The sequence below is a fragment of the Micromonospora sp. SCSIO 07396 genome (assembly GCF_053667945.1).
In genome coordinates, this window is sequence record NZ_CM132210.1 from 145,738 (window position 1) to 164,038 (window position 18,301).

Here is an 18,301-nt window from a genome sequence, read left to right on the forward strand (position 1 = left end):
CGTCGGCCCGCCCGGCCGCCCGGCCCCGCCCGCCCGCCGGCCGCCCCCGGAGGGCTCCGGAACGGTCCGACCCGGCCGGGGAGCGGCACCGGCCGACCCGGGGCACCGAGGAACGGCCGGCCCGCCCGGTTCCGGACTGACCGGCGGCCCGACCGCCGGGTGGCCCTGCCGGACACGCGGCGAGGGGCGCCCCGGACGGTGCCGGGACGCCCCTCGATCGTGCCCGCCCGGGTCAGGGCGAGGTGGGGAGCGTGAAACTGCCGATGAGGTTGAGCAGCAGCAGCAGGATGCCGAGGCCGACCGCGACCGCCCCGCAGATCAGGCCGGCCTTGGCCTGACCGCCGTTGCTGGCCAGGCCCTGGTTCGCCTTCTGCATGCCCAGCCAGCCGGTGATCACCGCGCCGATGGCGACCGGGAGGCCCAGGAAGAGGCAGCAGAGCAGCGGCAGGGACGCGATGCCGAGGATCAGCGACACCAGGCCGAGGGTGTTCTGCTGCCCCTGCGGCGTCGGGTAGCCGGCCCCCGGGTAGGAGCCGGCCGCCGCGGCGTACGGCTGCTGCCCGTAGGGGTCCTTGTGGACGGGCTGGCCGTACGGGTCCGGCTGGAGTGGCTGACCGTACGGCTGGCCCGAGGTGGGCTGGGGGCCGTACGGGTCGTGCGGGGGCTGCTGGCCGTACGGCGGCTGTTCACCGTACGGCGTCGCCGGCTGCTGCCCGTACGGTGCCTGCGGCGCGGCGTACGGGTCCTGCGGCTGGCCCGGGACGGGCTGCTGCCCGTACGGATCGTGCGGGGGCTGCTGGCCGTACGGGTCGTGGCCGGGGTTTCCGGGCTGCATCTCGGCTGCTCCTCAGTCGTGGGCCGTCAGTAGCTGCTGGTGCTGCTGCCGTCGATGGCACCCATCACACCACCGAAGAGGCAGCACAGCAGCACGATGACGAGCCACACACCACCGATGATGAAGGCCAGCTTCGACCACTTCTTGGACTCCCGGGCGGCGGCCTCGGCACCCGCGTAGTCGCCCTGCTGCAGGGCCGGGTTGACCTTCGAGGCGTTGATGATGGCGGGGATCGCCAGCGGCCAGAAGAAGAAGATGGCCACGATCGACGCGGTCATGTTGTTGTTGATCGGCTGCTGCGGGTTGGGGAAACCGGGCTGCATCTGAGGTGCTCCTCGTTCACGTCGGTACGGCGTCCGTACCTGATCATTGGCTATGGGGTGCGGTGGCGGGCACGACCCGGCCACCGGGCGACCGGCAGCGTACCGTGCCGGGGCGACACGCGTGATCACCCGAAACGTCGCCGCCCGCAGGATGGGCGTGCCGACCTGCCCGCTAGGGTGGCCGGGTGACCGAGCCCGCGTCCGTCGCCCGCCTCGTCGTCCTCGTCTCCGGCTCCGGCAGCAACCTCCAGGCGCTGCTGGACGCCACCGCCGACCCCGGCTACGGGGCCCGGGTGGTGGCCGTCGGTGCCGACCGGGACGGCATCGTCGGGCTGGACCGGGCCGCCGCCGCCGGGGTGCCGACCTTCGTCGACCGGGTGAAGGACCATCCCACCCGTGCCGACTGGGACAAGGCGCTCACCGCGCACGTCGCCGAGCACCGGCCCGACCTGGTGATCTCGGCGGGTTTCCTGAAGCTGGTCGGGCCGCAGTTCCTGGCGGCCTTCGGCGACCGCTACCTGAACACGCACAACACGCTGCTGCCGGCGTTCCCCGGCATCCACGGCCCCCGCGACGCGCTCGCCTACGGCGTCAAGGTCACCGGGGCCACCCTCTTCTTCGTCGACGCCGGGATGGACACCGGCCCGATCGTCGCGCAGGTGGCGGTGCCGGTCCTCGACGACGACGACGAGGAGACGCTCACCGAGCGCATCAAGGAAGCCGAGCGCCGCCAGCTCGTCGAGCAGGTCGGTCGCCTGGTCCGTGCAGGTTGGACGATCACCGGAAGAAAGGTCACGGTTCCGTGAGTGCCCCGCAGGACTCCCGCCGCCCGATCAGGCGGGCGCTGGTCAGCGTCTACGACAAGAGCGGTCTGGTCGAGCTGGCCCGGACGCTGCACGAGGCGGGGGTCGAGATCGTCTCGACCGGTTCCACCGCGTCGACGATCTCCGGCGCGGGGGTGCCGGTGACCCCGGTCGAGCAGGTGACCGGCTTCCCCGAGATCCTCGACGGCCGGGTCAAGACCCTGCATCCCAAGATCCACGGCGGGCTCCTGGCCGACCTGCGCAAGGAGTCGCACGGCGCGCAGCTCGACGAGCACGGCATCGCCGGCATCGACGTCCTGGTCTCCAACCTCTACCCGTTCCAGGCCACCGTCGCCTCCGGCGCGTCCCCGGACGAGTGCGTCGAGCAGATCGACATCGGCGGGCCGGCGATGGTCCGGGCCGCCGCCAAGAACCACGCCTCGGTCGCCGTGGTGACCGACCCGGCCGCGTACCCGGCGCTGGTCGCCGCGCTGGCCGAGGGCGGGTTCACGCTGGCCCAGCGGCGGGCGCTGGCCGCCCGCGCGTTCGCCGACATCGCCGAGTACGACGTCGCGGTCGCCGACTGGTTCGCCGGCACCGCCGCCCCGGCCGAGGACGGCTGGCCGCACTTCGCCGGGCTGGCGCTGCGCCGGCAGGCGACGCTGCGCTACGGCGAGAACCCGCACCAGGGCGCCGCCGTCTACGCCGACCCGGGCAGCCCACCGGGGCTGGCCCAGGCCGAGCAGTTGCACGGCAAGGAGATGTCCTACAACAACTACGTCGACGCGGACGCCGCCTGGCGGGCCGCGAACGACTTCCCCGACGAGCCGGCGGTGGCGATCATCAAGCACGCCAACCCGTGCGGCATCGCCGTCGGCGCGGACGTCGCCGAGGCGCACCGCAAGGCGCACGCCTGCGACCCGGTCTCCGCCTTCGGCGGGGTGATCGCCGTCAACCGGCCGGTCTCGGTGGAGCTGGCCGGGCAGGTCGCGGAGATCTTCACCGAGGTGCTGGTGGCACCGGAGTTCGAGCCCGGCGCGGTGGAGATCCTCCAGGGCAAGAAGAGCATCCGGCTGCTGCGCGCCCCGGCCTTCGCCCCGCTGCCGGCCGAGTGGCGGCAGGTCACCGGCGGGGTCCTCGTCCAGCAGCGGGACCGGATCGACGCCGCGGGCGACGACCCGGCCAACTGGAAGCTCGCCACCGGCGAGGCGGCCGACGAGGCCACCCTGCGGGACCTGGCGCTGGCCTGGCGGGCGGTCCGCGCGGTCAAGAGCAACGCGATCCTGCTGGCGAAGGACGGCGCGTCGGTCGGGGTCGGGATGGGCCAGGTCAACCGGGTCGACTCGGCCCGGCTGGCGGTCAGCCGGGCCGGTGCGGAGCGGGCCCGGGGTTCCGTCGCCGCCTCCGACGCCTTCTTCCCGTTCGCCGACGGCGCGCAGATCCTGATCGACGCCGGGGTGCGGGCGATCGTCCAGCCCGGCGGCTCGGTCCGCGACGAGGAGACCATCGCCGCCTGCCAGCAGGCCGGCGTCACCATGTACCTGACCGGCACCAGGCACTTCTTCCACTGATCCACCCGGCCGGGCCCGACCCGGCGTACCACCTGCGGCCGAGCGGCATCCGCGCTCGGCCGCAGGTGTGTCCGGCGGCGGTGGGCGGTGTCACCCCCCGCCCGGCGGGTCGCGCAGGGCGGCGAAGTGGCAGGCGCTGGGGTGCGGGTCGGCGGGGCGGGGGACGGTCGGCGGGTCCTCCCGGGCGCAGATCTCCTCGGCCTTCCAGCAGCGGGTGCGGAAGTGGCAGCCGGACGGCGGGTCGGCCGGGCTGGGCACGTCGCCGGTCAACCGGATGATGCCGGCCGCGCCCCGGGCCTGCGGGTCGGGCACCGGCACCGCCGACAGCAGCGCCTGGGTGTACGGGTGGGTGGCCCGCTCGTAGATCTCCTCCTCGGTGCCGATCTCGACGATCCGGCCGAGGTACATCACCGCGACCCGGTCGCAGATGTGCCGGACCACCGACAGGTCGTGCGCGATGAACACGTACGACAGCCCGAACTCGTCCTGGAGCTGCTCCAACAGGTTGATCACCTGGGCCTGGATCGAGACGTCCAGGGCGGAGACCGGCTCGTCGCAGACGATCACCTCGGGGCGCAGGGCGAGCGCGCGGGCGATGCCGATGCGCTGCCGCTGGCCGCCGGAGAACTGGTGCGGGTACCTGTTGACGTGCTCCGGGTTCAGGCCGACCACGTCCAGCAGCTCCTGCACCCGGCCGCGCTTGCTGCCCTTCGGGGCGGCGTCCGGGTGGATGTCGAACGGCTCGCCGATGATGTCGCCCACCGTCATCCGCGGGTTCAGCGAGGTGTACGGGTCCTGCATCACCATCTGCATGTTGCGGCGCAGCCGGCGCAGCTCGCCCCCGGCGGCGGAGAGCAGGTCCCGGCCCTGGAGGGTGGCCCGGCCGGAGGTCGGTGTCTCCAGCCGCATCAGCACCCGGGCGAGGGTCGACTTGCCACAGCCGGACTCGCCGACGATGCCGAGCGTCTCGCCCCGGCGCAGGGTGAAGCTGACCCCGTCGACGGCGCGGACCGCGCCGACCTGCCGCCGGAACAGCACCCCCCGGGTGATCGGGAAGTGTTTGACCAGGTCGTCGACGGCGAGGATGGTCTCGCCCCGGACATTGGTCGGGTCAGCGGTCGCGGTCATCGTGGACCTCCTGCGCGAAGTGGCACGCGCTGGTCCGGCCGTCGGCGAGGACCAGGTCGTCGGGCACCACGTCCACGCACACCTGCTGCACGTACGGGCAGCGGGGGTGGAACGGGCAGCCGTCCGGGATGCGCATCAGGTTCGGCGGCAGGCCCCGGATGGTGGACAGTTCCCGGCCGCGCACGTCCAGTCGGGGGATCGAGGCCAGCAACCCCCTGGTGTACGGGTGGGCCGGTGCCCGGTACAGCGGGCGGACGTCGGCGTGCTCGACGATCCGGCCGGCGTACATGACGGCGATCCGGTCCGCGACGCCGGCCACCACGCCCAGGTCGTGGGTGATCAGGATCATCGCCATGTCGAGGTCGCGGCGCAGGTCGGCCAGCAGGTCCATGATCTGGGCCTGCACGGTGACGTCGAGGGCGGTGGTCGGCTCGTCGGCGATCAGCACCTTCGGGTTCAGCGCCAGCGCCATGGCGATCATGACGCGTTGCCGCATGCCGCCGGAGAACTGGTGCGGGTGGTCGCCGAGCCGTCCGGCCGCACCGGGGATGCGTACCAGGTCCATCAGCTCGACGGTCCGCCGTCGGGCGTCGGCGCGGGACAGCCCGTCGCGGTGGCGCAGCGTCTCGCCGATCTGCCAGCCGACCGGGAAGACCGGGTTCAACGCCGACAGGGCGTCCTGGAAGATCATCGCGATCTCCTTGCCGCGTACCTGCCGGCGCTGCTCCTCGGGCAGGGTGAGCAGGTCGCGGCCCCGGTAGCGGATCTGACCGGAACGGATCACCGCCGGTGGGGTGTCCAGGATGCCCATGACCGCCTGGGCGGTGACCGACTTGCCGGAGCCGGACTCGCCGAGCACGGCGAGCGTCTCGCCCGGGTCCAGGTGGTAGGAGACCCCGTTGATCACCTTGGCCACCCCCTCGCCGGTACGGAACTCGACGTGCAGGTCGCGGACGTCCAGCAGGTGGCCGCCGGGCGGGGTGGGTGAGGCCGGCGTGGGCCGGGGTGCGGACTCGGTCACCGGATCTGCCTCTCGCTCGCGCCCGGGGTGGACATCGGCCTCACCGCAGCTTCGGGTCGAAGGCGTCGCGGATCGCGTCGCCGAGCATGATGAACGCGAGCACGGTCAGCGCGAGGAAGGCCGACGGGACGACCAGTGGCGTCGCCGACTCGCGCATGTGCACCCGGCCGGCGTCGATCTCGATGCCCCAGGAGATGGTCGGGGCCTTCAGCCCGATGCCGAGGAAGCTCAGCGTCGCCTCGGCGGCGATGAACGAGCCGAGCGCGATGGTCAGCACCACGATCGCCGGGGCGAGCGCGTTGGGCAGGATGTGCCGCCACATGATCCGGCCGTGGCCCGCGCCGAGCATCCGGGCGGCGGCCACGTAGTCCTGCTCCTTGGCGGTGATCACCGAGGATCGGACGACCCGGGCGGCGGTGGTCCAGCCGAGCACCGCCAGCACGAAGATCACCGCGAACAGCCGGACCGTGTCGCTGCTGGTGCTGACCCGCTTGAGCAGCACGATCGCGGCCAGCAGCAGCGGGATGCCGAGCACGATGTCGATCACCCGGGAGAGCACCGCGTCGACCCAGCGGCCGAAGTACCCGGCCACCATCCCGACGACCAGCGCGATCGCCCCGGTGAGCAGGGCGGACAGCGCGCCGACCAGCAGCGAGGCGCGGGCCCCGTAGACGGCGCGGGCGTACGTGTCGCAGCCCTGGAAGTCGTACCCGAAGACGGCTCCACCGGACGGCCCGGCGTGCTGGCGGGACAGCACGCAGTCGCGCGGGTCGTTCGCGGTGAACAGCGACGGCACGGCGGCCATCGCGGCGACCAGCACGACCAGCACCAGGCTGATCCAGAAGACCGGTTTGCGGCGCAGGTCGCGCCAGGCGTCCCCGGCCAGGCTGCGGGGTTTGTGCGGTACGCCGACCCGGTCGGGCGTCCCGGGCTCGCCGGAGACCCCGCGCCGGGCGGCCTGGTCCTCCGTCGCCGCCACCGTCTCGAAGTCGCTCATGCCGGCACCTCGCTGCGTTCACTCATAGCGGATCCTCGGGTCGAGGACGGCGTACAGGACGTCGACCACCAGGTTGGCGACGAGGTAGACCACGACGAGGACGCTGACGATGCCCACCACCAGCGGGCCGTCCTCGGTGCGGATGCCCCGGAACAGGTTGAAGCCGACGCCGGGGATGTTGAACACGCCCTCGGTGATGATCGCGCCGCTCATCAGGTTGCCCAGTTCGACGCCGAGGAAGGTGATCACGGGAATGAGCGAGTTGCGCAGCACGTGCACGCCGATGATCCGCCGCCGGGCCAGCCCCTTCGACCGGGCGGTTCGCACGTAGTCGGCGCGCAGGTTCTCGGCGACCGAGGTACGGGTCAGCCGCAGCGCGGTGGCCAGCGACAGCGAGCCGAGCACGATGCCGGGCAGCAGCAGGGCCCACAGGTCGGGGTCGGCGCCGGCGGTCGGGGGGAAGACCGGCCAGCGGACGCCGAGCAGGTACTGGGCGAGCGGGGCCAGCACGATGGTGGGGATGCCCAGCACCAGCAGGGTCAGCACCAGGGTGGCGTTGTCGAAGAGGCTGGCCCGGCGGATGCCGGCGAGGACCCCGGCGGTGACCCCGAACAGGATCGTCACGGCCATCGCGATCAGCGCCAGCTTGACGGTGACCGGCCAGGCGGCGGCGAGGATGTCCCCGATCGACCGGCCGGTCAGCGACTGCCCGAGGTCACCCTGGAGCAGGTTCTTGAGGTAGTCGAGGTAGCGGTAGAGGAAGCCGCCGACGCCGGTGCGGTCGAGGTGGAACTTCTCCGTCAGGTACGCCCGCTGCGCCGGGGTCACCGGCCGTTCCCCGGCCAGCGCCTGGATCGGGTCGCCCTGGCCGGCGAACATCAGGGCGTACACGATCAGGGTGGTCCCGAAGAAGGCCAGGACCATCTGGAGCAGACGCCGCAGAACGAAGCGGAACATACTGTGCAGTCTTGCCCAAAAGTAGCGGAGACGGAGGCGGGTCGGGTCACCGTCCACCGATGACCCGACCCGTTGCTCCCGCCGGCGGCCCCGTTGCCGCCGACGCGCCTGCACGTGCCGGCGGCCCGCTCGCCGCCGACGCCCTCCCGGACTAGCTGACCGCCTCGATCTTCAGCAGGTCGACCCGGTCGAAGAGGTCCATCTGGACGTTCTTCACCTTGGTCGAGTGGCCGAAGTTGTTCTGGCCGTAGCGCAGCGGGATCACCGGCAGGTCCTCGGCCAGCAGGTCCTCGGCCGCCTGGTACTTGGCGATCGCGGCCTCCTCGTTCGGTGCCTTGGCGCCCTCGGCGAGGAGCTTGTCGAACTCGGGGTTGCTGTAGCCGTAGTAGTTCGACGAGCCGTTGGTGCTGTACAGCGGGCCGAGGTAGTTCTCCATCGACGGGTAGTCCATCACCCAGCCCATCCGGAACAGACCCACCGGCTGCTTCGCCTTGACCTTGGTCAGCAGGTCGGCGAACTTGGGCTCGGCGGTGCCGACGCAGTCCACGCCCAGGTTGGCCTTGAGCTGGTTGCAGGTCGCGTCGATCCAGTCCTTGTGCCCGCCGTCGCCGTTGTACGACAGTTCGATCTTCTTCGGGCCGCCGGCCGCCTCGTACGCCGCCTTCGCCTTGGCCGGGTCGAACTCGCCGGCCGCGCCGATGGTGTTCTCCCGGTAGCCGGCGACCACCGGCGAGACGAACGAGCGGGCCGGCTGCTGCGAGTCCTTGAAGATCGACTTGGTGATCTCGTCCCGGTCGATCGCCATCGAGATCGCCTTGCGCACCTCGGGCTTGCTGAACTCCTTCTCAAAGGTCGGGAAGGCCAGCACCTGCAACGACGACGCGGGACTCTGCTGGAACCGGTCACCCAGGTCGGTGCCGGCGGTGGACAGGTTCTCGGTCGGGATCGTCTTGATCACGTCGAGGTTGTCCGAGAGCACGTCCGCGTACGCGGCGGTCGGCTGCTGGTAGATCCGGAACTCGACGCCGCCCACCTTCGGCTGCTCGCCGGGGAAGGCGTCGTAGCGCTCCACCTCGACCTTGGCGTCGTGCTGCCAGGAGCCCTTCATCCGGAACGGGCCCTGCCCGACCGGGGCCTGCTCGTAGCCCTCCCTGAGCACGCCGGGGGCCGAGAAGGCGGCCTTCGGCAGCGGGTAGAAGGCGGTGTACCCGAGCATCGACTTGAACTCGCTGTACGGCTCGGTCAGCGTCACCGTGAAGGTCAGGTCGTCGACCTTCTTCAGCCCGGACAGCCGCTCGGCGGCCGGCTTGTCGCCCTGGAGGTCGGCGTACCCGGCGATCTTCTCGAAGAAGTAGCTGGAGTTCTGCCCGTTGGGGGCGTACGCGCCGTAGTTCCAGGCGTCGAGGTAGTTGTCGGCGGTGACCTGCTCGCCGTTGTGGAAGGTGTAGCCGTCCTTGAGCTTGACCGTCCAGACCCTGTTGTCCGACGAGGTGACCGACTCGGCCGCCACCTCGTGGGGCTTGTTGGCCTCGTCGTAGTCGACCAGCGGGCTGAACAGGGCGGCGAGCACCTGGGAGCCGCTGGTCTCGTTGGTGTTGGTCGGCACCAGGTGCTGCGGCTCGGCGATCTCGATCCGCACGGCCGCGTCGGGGTCGGACTGGCCGGTTCCGCTGCCGCCGCCCGAGCCGCAGGCCGCCAGGCCCAGCGTCACCGCGAGCGGGAGAGCGGTCCAGGCGGCAAGCCTGCGCACACGCATGGGGGTCTCCTCATCTCATGACGTAGCGCAGCCGGACCCGGCGCTGGGTGACTCTGCGCAACGTTCAGCAACGGTAGGCCGGGCTCGGCCCGACGACAACGACAGTGTTGCGATCACCGGCTACGCCCTTGTCGACGACGACCTTCGCTGGTATAGCGCTTTGGGCAAAATCCCTGCGTGCTGGCGGGGTGTCGAGGGCGGTTCCGGTGCTACGTCGCCCCGGATCGCCTGTCCCGGCACGGGGTCGCCGGATGTCCGGACCGGGTCCGACCCGGCCCGTCCGTCCCGTACGGCAGGTGGGTCGGCCGAAAACCCTCACTCAGGGTGAGTAATGGCACCTCACGGAAAGTCACGGGTTCCCCGTCGTCGGCCTGCCGTCCGCCGGCCATGAGACGATCTGGTCGTGACGGCGATCATCCTGGACGGCAAGGCGACCGCAGCCAAGATCAAGGACGAGCTGCGGGTACGGGTCAAGGCGTTGGCCGAGCGGGGCGTCACCCCCGGCCTGGGCACGGTCCTGGTCGGCGCGGACCCCGGCTCCGAGGCGTACGTCAACGGCAAGCACCGCGACTGCGCCGAGGTGGGCATCGCCTCGATCCGCCGCGAGCTGCCCGCCGACGCCACCCAGCAACAGCTCGACGACGTCCTCGCCGAACTGAACGCCGACCCGGGCTGCCACGGCTACATCGTCCAGCTGCCGCTGCCGGCGCACCTGGACACCCAGCGGGCGCTGGAGATGATCGACCCGGACAAGGACGCCGACGGCCTGCACCCGGTGAACCTGGGCCGGCTGGTGCTCGGCTACGACGGTCCGCTGCCCTGCACCCCGCGCGGCATCGTCGAGCTGCTCCGCCGGTACGACGTGCCGCTGCGCGGCGCCAACGTCGCGCTCGTCGGCCGGGGCAACACCGTCGGCCGCCCGCTCGGCCTGCTGCTCAACCGGCGCAGCGAGAACGCGACGGTCACCCTCTGCCACACCGGCACCCTCGACCTCGCCGCACACACCCGCGCCGCCGACATCGTCATCGTCGCCGCCGGGGTGCCCGGCCTGCTCACCGCCGACATGATCACGCCGGGGGCGACCGTGGTGGACGTCGGCATCACCCGGGTGATCGGCGACGACGGCAAGGGCCGCTACACCGGCGACGTGGACCCGGAGGTGGCCCAGGTCGCCGGCCGGCTCGCCCCGATGCCGGGCGGCGTCGGGCCGATGACCCGGGCCATGCTGCTCACCAACGTCGTCGAACGCGCCGAGCGCGGCTGACCGCCCCCGCCCGTCTCCCCGCCCCCGCCCGTCTCCCCGGCCCGGCACCCGTCGCGCCGTTCGTCGGGAACCGGGCGGTGGTGACGTTGGCCCCATCCCGGGGATGGTCACCGCCCCTGGCCGAAACCGTGCCGGGGTGACTGTTACGGTCGGGAAAACCGACTGGTAGCAGGGAGTGGGACGACCATGGGTAAGAAGGTCACTGTCGTCGGGGCCGGCTTCTACGGCTCCACCACCGCACAGCGCCTGGCCGAGTACGACGTCTTCGACACCGTCGTCATCACCGACATCGTGGAGGGCAAGCCGGCGGGTCTCGCGCTGGACCTCAACCAGTCCCGCGCGGTCGAGGGCTTCGAGACCAAGGTCGTCGGCGTCACCACCGGCCCCAGCGGCGAGGGTTACGAGGCCATCGAGGGCTCGGACGTCGTCGTGATCACCGCCGGCCTGCCCCGTAAGCCGGGCATGAGCCGGATGGATCTGCTGGAGACCAACGCCAAGATCGTGCGGCAGGTCGCCGAGAACGTCGCCAAGTACGCCCCGAACGCCGTCGTCATCGTGGTGTCCAACCCGCTCGACGAGATGACCGCGCTGGCCCAGCTCGCCACCCAGTTCCCCAAGAACCGGGTGCTCGGCCAGGCCGGCATGCTCGACACCGCGCGGTTCACCAACTTCGTCGCCGAGGCCCTCGACGTACCGGTGAAGTCGGTGAAGACGCTGACCCTCGGCTCGCACGGCGACACGATGGTCCCGGTGCCCTCGCAGAGCACCGTCAACGGCAAGCCGCTGCGCGACGCGATGCCCGCCGAGCAGATCGAGGAGCTGGTCGTCAAGACCCGCAACGGTGGTGCCGAGGTCGTCGCGCTGCTCAAGACCGGTTCGGCGTACTATGCGCCGTCCGCCGCCGCTGCCCGGATGGCGCGGGCCGTGGCCGAGGACTCCGGCGCGGTTATGCCGGTCTGCGCCTGGGTCGACGGCGAGTACGGCATCTCCGGGGTCTACCTGGGTGTCGAGGCCGAGATCGGTGCCGAGGGCGTGAAGCGGGTCGTCGAGACCGACCTGGACGCCGACGAGCTGGCCAGCCTCAAGGAGGCCGCCGAGGCCGTCCGTGCCAAGCAGGCCGACGTCGCCAGCATGTGATCCACTGAACCATCCGCCGCAGGGGCGGGACGGCGGGAGCCGTCCCGCCCCTGCGCCGTCCCCGCCACCCCACCCCGCCTCGCCCCACCCGGCCCCCCGCCCCGGTGATCAAGAGGTTTAGGTCAGGAATCCCGGCTGGCATGACCGAAACCTCTTGATCACCGCCGCAGGACCGCCTGGCTTGGAGTGATCAAGAGGTTTAGGTCAGAAGGCCGGCCCAACGTGACCTAAACCTCTTGATCGCGGATGTCAGGTCGGTTGACTCCGGGTGATCAAGAGGTTCAGGTCAGGAGATCGGTCTGGCGTGACCTGAACCTCTTGATCACCGGGGAGGCGCGGGAGGCGCGGAACGGTCGCGTAGCGCGAAGGCGCGGAACGGCAGCCACCACCGGCCGTCGGCGGTCACCGAGGCGGGTTCGCGTCGGTCGGTTTCGCGCCGGTGTGCGGCGGTCGCCCCGGGGAATGCCTCCGTCCAGGGCTGGAAGAACGGTCCCTCACCGTCGGTGGGGCGGGGACCGTGATAGACCCGAGGGTGCGGCTGGCCGGCATCCGGTGGTCCTGGCAGATCCGGCCGTGGCGCACAGGGCGTTTTCCGCCGGCCGGTGCCGCCGGGTGGAGGCCGGCTCGGTGCCGCGAACCAGTTTCCAGTACGCTCGTACTGCTTGAGCACGTGTCCCCCGAGAGGAGCGCCGGCCGATGGCGAAGATCAAGGTAAACAACCCGGTCGTGGAGCTCGACGGCGACGAGATGACCCGGATCATCTGGAAGCAGATCCGCGAGCAGCTGATCCTGCCCTACCTCGACGTCGACCTGCACTACTACGACCTGTCGATCCAGCACCGGGACGCCACCGACGACCAGGTGACCATCGACGCCGCCAACGCGATCAAGGAGCACGGCGTCGGCGTCAAGTGCGCCACCATCACCCCGGACGAGGCCCGGGTCGAGGAGTTCGGCCTCAAGAAGATGTGGCGGTCGCCGAACGGCACCATCCGTAACATCCTCGGCGGCGTGGTCTTCCGCGAGCCGATCATCATGTCGAACGTGCCGCGGCTCGTCCCGGGCTGGACCAAGCCGATCATCATCGGCCGGCACGCCCACGGCGACCAGTACAAGGCCACCGACTTCGTGGTCCCCGGCCCGGGCACGGTGACCATCACCTACACCCCGGCCGACGGCGGCACCCCGATGGAGATGGAGGTCGCCAACTTCCCCGGCGGCGGCATCGCCATGGGCATGTACAACTACGACGAGTCGATCCGGGATTTCGCCCGCGCCTCGTTCCGGTACGGCCTGGACCGCAACTACCCGGTCTACATGTCGACCAAGAACACCATTCTCAAGGCGTACGACGGTCGGTTCAAGGACCTCTTCGCCGAGGTGTTCGAGAACGAGTTCAAGGCCGAGTTCGCCGCCGCCGGCCTCACCTATGAGCACCGGCTCATCGACGACATGGTCGCCGCCGCGCTCAAGTGGGAGGGTGGCTACGTCTGGGCCTGCAAGAACTACGACGGTGACGTGCAGTCCGACACCGTCGCGCAGGGCTTCGGCTCGCTCGGCCTGATGACCTCCGTGCTGCTCTCCCCGGACGGCCGTACCGTCGAGGCGGAGGCCGCCCACGGCACCGTCACCCGGCACTACCGGCAGTACCAGAAGGGCGAGAAGACCTCGACCAACCCGATCGCCTCGATCTACGCCTGGACCCGGGGCCTGGCCCACCGGGGCAAGCTGGACGGCACCCCGGCGGTCACCGAGTTCGCCGACACCCTGGAGCAGGTCATCGTCGACACCGTCGAGAGCGGCCAGATGACCAAGGACCTCGCGCTGCTCATCTCGCGGGACGCCCCGTGGCAGACCACCGACGAGTTCATGAACACCCTCGACGAGAACCTGGCCCGCAAGCTCGGCGCCTGACCCTCGCCCGTACCCACGGAACCCGTCGGCGGACCGCCGACGGGTTCCGTCGTCTCCGGCGCGCGCTGCCCCCGCACCGGGAGGCCGCAGCCGCCACCCGTCCGGGTGACGGGCGCGTCACCGGCCCGGAAAAAGGTCGTTGAGCTGGGTGGACGTGGTGCCAGTCGCGTCCAGGGAGGTTGTCGTCGGCCGTCGCACGGCACCGGTGCCGGCCGGCCAGCCTTCCCGGCTGTCGAGCACAGCCAGCCGTCCCTTCCCCGCGGGGGGCCCTGTTCCGGGGCCCCCCGCGCCCTGCCTGCGGGGTCAGGCGGCGCGCAGCAGTTCGGCGGCCCGCTCGGGGGCGATGTCGTTGATGAAGACCCCCATCCCGGACTCGGAACCAGCCAGGTACTTCAGCTTGTCCCTCGCCCGCCGGACGCTGAACAGTTGCAGGTGCAGGTGACCCAACTCCCGGTCGATCCGCACCGGCGCCTGGTGCCAGGCCGCGATGTACGGCATGGGCAGGTCGAACAGCCCGTCGAACCGGCGCAGCAGGTCCAGGTAGAGCGGGCCGAAGGCGTCCCGTTCGGCGTCGTCGAGCGCCGGGATGTCCGGCACCGGCCGGTGCGGCGCGACGTGCACCTCGAACGGCCAGCGGGCCGCCGCCGGCACGTACGCCGTCCAGTGCTCGTTGGCGGCTACCACCCGGTCACCGGCGGCGCGCTCGGCGGCGAGCACGTCGGCGTAGAGGTTGCCGCCGCCGGTGCGCTCCGCGTGCCGGCGGGCCGCCGCCAGCAGCGAACGGGTACGCGGCGTGACGAACGGGTACGCGTAGATCTGCCCGTGCGGGTGGTGCAGGGTCACGCCGATCTCCACGCCCCGGTTCTCGAAGCAGAACACCTGCTCCACCCCGGGCAGTGCGCCGACCGCCGTGGTCCGGTCGGCCAGCGCGTCGAGCACCAGCCGGACCCGGGCGGGGGAGAGGCTGGCGAAGGACGCCTGGTGGTCGTCGGTGAAGCAGACCACCTCGCAGCGCCCCTGGCCGGGGCGGACCGGGGTGAACCCGGTGATCTCGGCCGGCTCGTCGGCGATCCGCTGGCTCAGCGAGGGGAACCGGTTCTCGAAGACCGCCACATCGTAGTCGGGCGCGGGGATCTCGCTGTGCCGGTCGCCCCGCGACGGGCACAGCGGGCACTGGTCGGCCGGCGGGAGGAAGGTCCGGGTCTGCCGGTGCACCGCCACCGCCACCCACTCGTCGGTGAGCGGGTCGTAGCGCAGCTGGGAGGCGGGTGGGGGCGGCGGCAGCTCCCGCCGGTCCGGCTGGTCCCGGACGGCGTCGTCCCGCTCGTCGAAGTAGATCAGCTCACGGCCGTCGGCCAGCTCGATCGCCGTACGCTTCACCGCGTCGTCTCCCGCCCGGTCGCCCGGCCCGTGCCTGTCACGATCACCAGTTCGCCCACCTTCTCGTCGATCACCCGGAGCGCCTCGGGGGCCAACCGGTCGTCGCTGACCAGCACGTCGGCGGCGCCCAGGCCGACGATGGAGGAGATGCCGACGGTGCCCCACTTGGTGTGGTCGGCGAGCACGACCAGCCGGTCGGCGGCTTCCACCAGGGCCCGGTCGGTCTCCGCCTCCATCAGGTTGGGGGTGGTGAAACCCGCCCGCTCGGTGATCCCGTGTACGCCGAGGAAGAGCAGGTCCAGGTGCAGCGAGCGGATGGCCTCCACGGCCAGCGGGCCGACCAGCGCGTCGGACGGGGTGCGTACCCCGCCGGTCAGCACCACGGTCTGGTCGGGTCGGCCGGCGGTGTGCAGGATCTCGGCCACCGGCAGCGAGTTGGTCACCACGGTCAGCCCCGGCACGTCGACCAGGCGTCGGGCCAGCTCGGCGGTGGTGGTGCCGGCGGAGAGGGCGACCGCCGCACCCGGACGCACCAACTCGGCGGCCCGGGTGGCGATCGCGGCCTTCTCGGCGGCCTGCCGGACGGACTTGGCGTGGAAGCCCGGTTCGTCGGTCGAGCCCGGGTCGGTGACGGTGGCCCCGCCGTGCACCTTGGCCAGTAGGCCCCGGTCGTGCAGCGCGTCCAGGTCACGCCGGATGGTCATGTCGGAGACACCGAACTCGGCGGCCAGCTCGGTGACCCGGACGCCACCGGCGGTGCGGACCCGGTCGAGGATCGTCGCCTGCCGCTGCCGCGCCAGCATCCGCCGTACCTCCCGGGCCCCCGCACCTGCACGCGCTCGCACGTGTTCCAACAAGATTGAACACTAGCGCGCAGCAGGCAGCGGTGGAAGTGGAACCCCGAGGTCAGGCGGACGGCAGCCGCGGCTCCACCCAGCCGGTCTCGGTCAGATGGGTCATCACCGCCTGCACCGCCTCGTCGATGCTCTGGTCGGTGGTGTCGACCACCAGATCGGCGTCGGTGGGCGTCTCGTACGGGTCGTCGATGCCGGTCATCCCGGTGAGCAGGCCGGCGCGGGCGCGGGCGTACAGGCCCTTGCGGTCGCGCTGCTCGCAGACCTCCAACGGGGTGGCGACGTGCACCAGCAGGAAACCCGCCCCGGCCGACCGGGCCATCTCCCGCACCGCGGCCCGCGCCTGCGCGTACGGGGCGATCGGGCAGCAAATCCCCACCCCCCGGTGCCTGGCGATCTCGGCCGCCACCCAGCCGATCCGGCGGACGTTGGCGTCCCGGTCGGCCCGGCTGAACGTCAACCCGGCCGACAACTCCCGACGCACCACGTCGCCGTCGAGCAGGGTGATCGTCCGGTCGCCCTGCTCGCGCAGCAGATCGGCCAGGCCCCGGGCGATCGTCGACTTGCCGGAGCCGGAGAGCCCGGTGAGGAAGACCACCAGCCCCCGGTGCCGACGCGGCGGGCGGGCCCGGCCCAGCTCCTTGGCCACCGCCGGCGGGGTGTGCCACTCGGGCAGCGGGAAACCCCGGTCGAGCAGGTCGTCGATCTCCGCCTCGCTCAGCGCGAGCTTGCGGTTGCGCGGCGGGATGTCGTCCCGCCAGCGCCACTGGCCGTCCCGGCTGTCGTAGGCCAGCTCGCGGGGGACCAGCACCCGCAGCCCCGCCCCGGAGAGCATGCCGCCCGTGGACAGCAGGTGGGTCACCCCGTAGGCGGCGGAGATCCGGGCCCGCAGCAGCGCGTCGCTGATCTCGTCGGCCCGGCGGGGCAGCGGCACCGCGACCAGGGTCGCCGGGGGCATCCGGTCGCGGGCGGCGAAGATGCTGCGGACCAGGGCCTCGGTGGGCAGCCCGCCCACGCCGTCCTCGCCGACCGGGATCATCACCAGCAGATGCGCGCCGAGGGTCCGCGCCGCGTGCGCGATCTGCGCCAGCTGCGGCCGGTGCAGCGGACGGTCGGCGATCACCCCGAGCACCCGGCCCGGAGGCAGCAGCGGACGGATCTCGTCCGGGCCCCGGCGCAGCCGCTGGAACGGGCCGTGCCCGCCGTCGCCGAGCCGACGCACCGGGCCGCCCAGCCCGGCCACGCCCTCGCGGACCGGCCAGACGTCGGTCACCTCCAGGGCCGCCACCGGGGCGCCCTCGCCGTCGGTGAGCACCAGCGTCCGCCGGCCCGGGTCGGCCGGGTCCAGCCCGTCGGCGACGGCGGTGGGCACCTGGAGGGTCACCGGGACCGGCCAGGACGTGCCATCGGCCAGTCTGCCGCGACGCTGCAACGAGGCCAGGTCGGCGCGGGTCATGAAGCCGGCCAGCGGGGTGTACGCCCCGCTCAGCAGCAGCTCCAGATCGGCCAGCTCACCGGGGCGTGGCGCGTACGCGGGGGCGTCCCGCAGCACGTCCTCGGGCAGCACTGCACCGTTGCTCATCCGTACCCCTCACTCGCTGGCCGGATCACAGTTTCTCAGCCGGCCGGCGATCGGTCGAGAGTGCCACTCCACTCCCGACCCGGGAGTGGATCATCGGTGGCGTGTCCCGACCGGTCGGTGGGGGAGCGTCAACCGGCCGGGACCAGGGACGCGGCACCGAACGAGACCGCGAATCGCTGACACCAGATGGTGACACTGGTCAGCTCGGCGAGGTCGGTGCCGGGCGGGACGGCGTACGCCTGGTCGCCGCGGTTGCCCTTGAGTCGGCCCAGTTCCGCCCGGCGGCCGTCGTCGAAGACGTGCCAACCGGCCCGGCCGGTGCGGACCTGCTGGTCGGAGAGCCAGACCCGCAGATCCGGGCCGTTGGAGGTGTCCAGCCCGACCAGTTCCAGCCGGTGCCGGCCGTCGGCGGTGCGGACGATCCGGGCGGTGCCCGAGGTGTCGTGTTCGTGACTGACGAACTCCCCCCGGCTGACCACGACCGGGCGGGTGCTGGTGGGACTGCCGGCGGGGGTGGCCCCGGTGGGCGTGACGCCGGGGGCGTCGGTCGGGGTGGTGCCGGACGCCTCGGCCGGGGTGGTGCCCACTGCGGAGAGCTGTTCGTCGACCTGGTTGTCGGTCACCACCTTCCAGGGTTGGAACCAGTACAGGCCGAAGGCGGCCCCGACACCGAGTACGACGACGGCGACCCAGGTCAACGGGGCACGGAACAGACGACGGGACATGCCACCCAGTCTCGCCGGAGCACGGCGGCCGGGTGCCGGCCGGCGGCGTTACGA

16 protein-coding genes are annotated in these 18,301 nt (G+C 72.0%); 5 read left to right on the plus strand and 11 right to left on the minus strand.

Annotated features, from left to right (window positions below):
* Nucleotides 1-232 precede the first annotated feature (232 nt).
* Both ACWCHM_RS00705 and ACWCHM_RS00710 read right to left on the minus strand, forming a co-directional pair.
* On the minus strand, nt 233-835 hold the full coding sequence (locus ACWCHM_RS00705) for a DUF4190 domain-containing protein (RefSeq protein WP_204957779.1): 603 nt from the start codon (nt 833-835) through the stop codon (nt 233-235).
* A gap of 26 nt (nt 836-861) precedes the next feature.
* Nucleotides 862-1,158 (minus strand): CD225/dispanin family protein, encoded by a 297-nt coding sequence (locus tag ACWCHM_RS00710; protein WP_454221250.1) that lies wholly within the window; start codon nt 1,156-1,158, stop codon nt 862-864.
* A 185-nt stretch (nt 1,159-1,343) separates the two neighbouring features.
* Here ACWCHM_RS00710 and purN point away from each other — a divergent pair, with 185 nt between their 5' ends.
* Complete coding sequence (gene purN / locus ACWCHM_RS00715) at nt 1,344-1,964, plus strand: phosphoribosylglycinamide formyltransferase (protein ID WP_088647168.1); 621 nt, start codon at nt 1,344-1,346, stop codon at nt 1,962-1,964.
* Nucleotides 1,961-3,532, plus strand: a complete 1,572-nt coding sequence (gene purH, locus ACWCHM_RS00720) for a bifunctional phosphoribosylaminoimidazolecarboxamide formyltransferase/IMP cyclohydrolase (protein WP_454221251.1) — start codon at nt 1,961-1,963, stop codon at nt 3,530-3,532. The genes purN and purH overlap by 4 nt, the downstream gene beginning before the upstream one ends.
* Before the next feature lie 90 nt (nt 3,533-3,622).
* Here the strand turns inward: purH and ACWCHM_RS00725 are convergent, their stop codons facing one another.
* The 5 genes from ACWCHM_RS00725 to ACWCHM_RS00745 form a co-directional block, all read right to left on the minus strand.
* Nucleotides 3,623-4,660, minus strand: coding sequence for an ABC transporter ATP-binding protein (locus ACWCHM_RS00725; protein WP_281894516.1), 1,038 nt, complete (start codon nt 4,658-4,660; stop codon nt 3,623-3,625).
* Nucleotides 4,644-5,681, minus strand: coding sequence for an ABC transporter ATP-binding protein (locus ACWCHM_RS00730; RefSeq protein WP_281894514.1), 1,038 nt, complete (start codon nt 5,679-5,681; stop codon nt 4,644-4,646). The genes ACWCHM_RS00725 and ACWCHM_RS00730 overlap by 17 nt, the downstream gene beginning before the upstream one ends.
* A 40-nt stretch (nt 5,682-5,721) precedes the next feature.
* Nucleotides 5,722-6,678, minus strand: a complete 957-nt coding sequence (locus ACWCHM_RS00735) for an ABC transporter permease (protein WP_204957783.1) — start codon at nt 6,676-6,678, stop codon at nt 5,722-5,724.
* Nucleotides 6,679-6,696: 18 nt separating this feature from the next.
* Nucleotides 6,697-7,635 carry an ABC transporter permease gene (locus tag ACWCHM_RS00740; RefSeq protein ID WP_204924948.1) on the minus strand — a complete coding sequence of 313 codons (939 nt, stop codon included), beginning with the start codon at nt 7,633-7,635 and terminating at the stop codon, nt 6,697-6,699.
* A gap of 151 nt (nt 7,636-7,786) precedes the next feature.
* Nucleotides 7,787-9,391, minus strand: a complete 1,605-nt coding sequence (locus ACWCHM_RS00745; RefSeq protein WP_454221252.1) for a peptide ABC transporter substrate-binding protein — start codon at nt 9,389-9,391, stop codon at nt 7,787-7,789.
* Between the two features lie 403 nt (nt 9,392-9,794).
* Here ACWCHM_RS00745 and ACWCHM_RS00750 point away from each other — a divergent pair, with 403 nt between their 5' ends.
* The 3 genes from ACWCHM_RS00750 (at nt 9,795) to ACWCHM_RS00760 (ending at nt 13,706) form a co-directional block, all read left to right on the plus strand.
* Nucleotides 9,795-10,655, plus strand: a complete 861-nt coding sequence (locus ACWCHM_RS00750) for a bifunctional methylenetetrahydrofolate dehydrogenase/methenyltetrahydrofolate cyclohydrolase (protein ID WP_204957785.1) — start codon at nt 9,795-9,797, stop codon at nt 10,653-10,655.
* A 186-nt stretch (nt 10,656-10,841) separates the two neighbouring features.
* Nucleotides 10,842-11,792, plus strand: a complete 951-nt coding sequence (gene mdh / locus ACWCHM_RS00755) for a malate dehydrogenase (RefSeq protein WP_421490092.1) — start codon at nt 10,842-10,844, stop codon at nt 11,790-11,792.
* Nucleotides 11,793-12,488: 696 nt separating this feature from the next.
* Entirely contained in the window at nt 12,489-13,706 is a 1,218-nt protein-coding gene (locus tag ACWCHM_RS00760; RefSeq protein WP_204957787.1) for an NADP-dependent isocitrate dehydrogenase, read from the plus strand.
* Nucleotides 13,707-14,009: 303 nt separating this feature from the next.
* Here ACWCHM_RS00760 and galT read toward each other — a convergent pair whose 3' ends face one another.
* The 4 genes from galT to ACWCHM_RS00780 form a co-directional block, all read right to left on the minus strand.
* A complete protein-coding gene (gene galT / locus ACWCHM_RS00765; RefSeq protein ID WP_204957788.1) occupies nt 14,010-15,086 on the minus strand; it encodes a galactose-1-phosphate uridylyltransferase in 1,077 nt (358 codons plus the stop codon).
* Nucleotides 15,083-15,889 (minus strand): DeoR/GlpR family DNA-binding transcription regulator, encoded by an 807-nt coding sequence (locus ACWCHM_RS00770; protein ID WP_204957789.1) that lies wholly within the window; start codon nt 15,887-15,889, stop codon nt 15,083-15,085. The genes galT and ACWCHM_RS00770 overlap by 4 nt, the downstream gene beginning before the upstream one ends.
* Nucleotides 15,890-15,992: 103 nt before the next feature.
* The gene (cysC, locus tag ACWCHM_RS00775) at nt 15,993-17,522 is read right to left on the minus strand and encodes an adenylyl-sulfate kinase (RefSeq protein ID WP_454221253.1); all 1,530 of its coding nucleotides are present in this window, start codon (nt 17,520-17,522) and stop codon (nt 15,993-15,995) included.
* 128 nt (nt 17,523-17,650) lie between these two features.
* Nucleotides 17,651-18,247, minus strand: coding sequence for a DM13 domain-containing protein (locus ACWCHM_RS00780; protein ID WP_454221254.1), 597 nt, complete (start codon nt 18,245-18,247; stop codon nt 17,651-17,653).
* Nucleotides 18,248-18,301 lie beyond the last annotated feature (54 nt).

Excerpts from the sequence above, each read along its gene's own strand:
- ACWCHM_RS00705 (WP_204957779.1), bottom strand. The coding sequence starts at position 835 with ATGCAGCCCGGAAACCCCGGCCACGACCCGTACGGCCAGCAGCCCCCG.
- ACWCHM_RS00710 (WP_454221250.1), bottom strand. The coding sequence starts at position 1,158 with ATGCAGCCCGGTTTCCCCAACCCGCAGCAGCCGATCAACAACAACATG.
- ACWCHM_RS00725 (WP_281894516.1), bottom strand. The coding sequence starts at position 4,660 with ATGACCGCGACCGCTGACCCGACCAATGTCCGGGGCGAGACCATCCTC.
- ACWCHM_RS00735 (WP_204957783.1), bottom strand. The coding sequence starts at position 6,678 with ATGAGCGACTTCGAGACGGTGGCGGCGACGGAGGACCAGGCCGCCCGG.
- ACWCHM_RS00740 (WP_204924948.1), bottom strand. The coding sequence starts at position 7,635 with ATGTTCCGCTTCGTTCTGCGGCGTCTGCTCCAGATGGTCCTGGCCTTC.
- ACWCHM_RS00745 (WP_454221252.1), bottom strand. The coding sequence starts at position 9,391 with ATGCGTGTGCGCAGGCTTGCCGCCTGGACCGCTCTCCCGCTCGCGGTG.
- mdh (WP_421490092.1), top strand. The coding sequence starts at position 10,842 with ATGGGTAAGAAGGTCACTGTCGTCGGGGCCGGCTTCTACGGCTCCACC.
- ACWCHM_RS00760 (WP_204957787.1), top strand. The coding sequence starts at position 12,489 with ATGGCGAAGATCAAGGTAAACAACCCGGTCGTGGAGCTCGACGGCGAC.
- ACWCHM_RS00770 (WP_204957789.1), bottom strand. The coding sequence starts at position 15,889 with ATGCTGGCGCGGCAGCGGCAGGCGACGATCCTCGACCGGGTCCGCACC.
- cysC (WP_454221253.1), bottom strand. The coding sequence starts at position 17,522 with ATGAGCAACGGTGCAGTGCTGCCCGAGGACGTGCTGCGGGACGCCCCC.
- ACWCHM_RS00780 (WP_454221254.1), bottom strand. The coding sequence starts at position 18,247 with ATGTCCCGTCGTCTGTTCCGTGCCCCGTTGACCTGGGTCGCCGTCGTC.